Below are 2,601 nucleotides of genomic sequence, written 5' to 3'. Positions count from 1 at the left end.
GTACATCATGTACAGAATGGTGGCCTGGTATTTCTTCCAATTTCTCCAGTCTCCCCACTTCCAAGCCGCTAATCCCCATATTATCCACATGAAAAGTCGCATGTAACACCTCAACATTCCAGGTTATCCTTTTTCTGAAACTGCTTATTCGAAATTTACAAGGAGTCGGGTTAATCTCCCTTTATTAGTTGATTTCGGTCGTCAGTTTGAGGTGGCTCCTCCATCCAGGAGTTTTTTATCATGATGTTTGCACCATCTTCCGCGTATAATGCCACTTCAGGGATTAATGATGCATAAAGAAGAGCAAGATCTCTTCTTGGGCTGCCAGCCATCGATGTACCGTAGTTTCCGATTCCGGCGGCATTCATTGAGGCAACATGAAACATCATTAATTTATCGGAAAAAACTGGTTTGGTTGAGTCAGATAGGGATGAATCCCAAATCATTGGAGCTGGGAGATCTTCTTTTTTGAGTTTATCACTGAATAAATCAATATGTTTTTGAGCTATCTGTTTGCCGCGCATCATGTATTGCTTTACCTCTTTCTTTTGCGCGGTTTGAGCAAATCCAATGATGATTGTCTTCCCAATTGCGTTGGTTTGGATATTGTTGAACAGCATCGTAATCTCATGAACGGTTAAAGGTCTTACGTCTCCTAAAAATCCAGCTAGAAATTTCTGTTTTTGAACAAAATCCACTTTATCCGGAAGTGTTACATATGGAGACTTTATATATGTTCCCTGCTTTAACATCACACTTCTTGTTAAGTCCTGTAAACCAATTGAAGTTTGACTGACGCTTTTAAAAAAGTCCACAACATCTGGTCTCGTTACAAAACCCAAAGAAGCCCCGCCAGCAGCCATTCCCAGGACCGACATGTTTCTCAAGTACATTAAAACAAAAGTGTCTGAGAACAATTTTGGAGCATCTGCGCAGACATCCTGTTCAGTAAACCCAACTGGTACAGGGAATTTTTCGGTCTTGAAAAATTCTGTTAAGAAACGAATATTCTGTTTGGAGCCCTTTAAAGCAAATTCCGCAATTGGACGAACTTCCTCATCCTCTACTTTTTCTAAAAAATGTTTAATCATACATATTGAAGCAGTATCGTTTATGTATTGAGTCCACAACACCGAAATTTCAGCGGAAGTGAGGCGGATCTTAGACTTATCTTCCATCGATATACACCTACTTATTCTAATCTATATGTTAGCATTCCACATTTTTCTAGTTTTATGAGTCAATGCTGTTACTTTCTTTTAAAGAGAAGCATGGGGACGTACCTTATGCTTCTGTTAAGTAAAAGGATTTTTCACCGGATTTCAACATCAAAGTGCTGAATACCAGTTATCAAAAGGAGCAAAGGGTACGTCCCCGTGATTCCCACCCACTGAAACGAGGAGCAAAGGGTACGTCCCTGTGATTCCCACCCTCCGAAATGAGGAGCAAAGGGAACGTCCCTTTGCTTCTAAATAGCTTATGGGCTGGGTTTTTGGTATATTTGTTTGATAGGTTGATAGGTTGATAGTTATTTATTTGGCAGGAAAGCGGGAGAGATGATGGGTTTTAAAAGGAAGCAGTATGTCGGTTTGGGGCTGACGGTGTTCTTTTTGTTCCTCTTGTTGTTTACGATTCTTGTGATGATGAATTCGATCCGGGCGAATATGCTTGAGATTGTGCAGGACCGGTATTTTAAGGTGAGCGAGGTCACGGATATTCGACAGCAGCTTTACCAGAAGGACCGGGACCTTGTTCGTATCATCACGAATAATCGGGAAGCGGCTGAGTTCAAGAAGGATGCTTCAAGTGGAATAGATATCAGCCAGCGTTTAATCGAGGTGGAAACCCTTCTGAACAGGAATAAATCCAAAGTCCTGATTTCTGAAGTGAAGGAAACTTATAAAGAATACACAGCCATGGAGCGCAACATTTATAACAGGCTGGAGAATGGCGCGAGTCCTGATGAATTGCAGGCCATTTATCGAGATGAAATGGCAAACAGGGATTTATTGTTCAGCAAGATTGATGAATTCAAAAATTTCCAGGAATCGCTTATGCAAGATGCACTGGCGGAGTCAACTGGCACATATAACAATCTAGTAAAAGCGCTGATTGGTTTAATTGTATTGGCGATTATCCTGATTACAGGCGTCATGCTGTGGGTGATCAGGGATACGGTTGGGACGATCAATTCATTTACAAACGCGATTAAAAAGGTAGATTATGACGATCTATCTTCCATTCCTCGAATGAATGAAGAAGTGAAGGGTGAGTTCGGAGAGATTGCCAGAGTGTATAATGCGATGGCGGCTTCAATTGAGGACCTTACGATTAAGGAACAGAAATACACTAAGGAGATCATGGAGCAGAACTGGATTGAATCCAATTCTGCTGACATCGTAAAGCTCTACAGCAGACATTTGGATGTTTCTGCGTTGGCGGAGAATTTTATCAAGAAACTGACCCCGCTTATGGGCGGTAATTTGGGGGCTTTTTACCTGAAGGATGAATCGGCAGGCAAGCCTCATTTTAAAAAAGTGGCGGTATATGCGGATCATCAAGGAACGGCAGGGAGAGATCGCTTTGCGGAGGGTGAAGGGC

The 2,601-nt window shown here is 41.9% G+C and carries 2 protein-coding genes; one reads left to right on the top strand and one right to left on the bottom strand.

The window, feature by feature from the left end; translation table 11 throughout:
* Positions 1-170 precede the first annotated feature (170 nt).
* Positions 171-1,178, bottom strand: a complete 1,008-nt coding sequence (locus WB217_RS17950; RefSeq protein WP_423994666.1) for a DUF3231 family protein — start codon at positions 1,176-1,178, stop codon at positions 171-173.
* 381 nt (positions 1,179-1,559) lie between these two features.
* Between WB217_RS17950 and WB217_RS17945 the strand changes: the two genes are divergently transcribed.
* The coding region (locus WB217_RS17945; protein ID WP_423994665.1) for an MCP four helix bundle domain-containing protein at positions 1,560-2,601 on the top strand (1,042 nt) is incomplete at its 3' end.

The sequence above is a fragment of the Mesobacillus sp. genome, from assembly GCF_049588175.1.
Lineage (GTDB): Bacteria > Bacillota > Bacilli > Bacillales > Cytobacillaceae > Mesobacillus.
The sequence above is the reverse complement of the archived record's forward strand: the minus strand, read 5'-3'. Positions and strand labels throughout refer to the sequence as shown.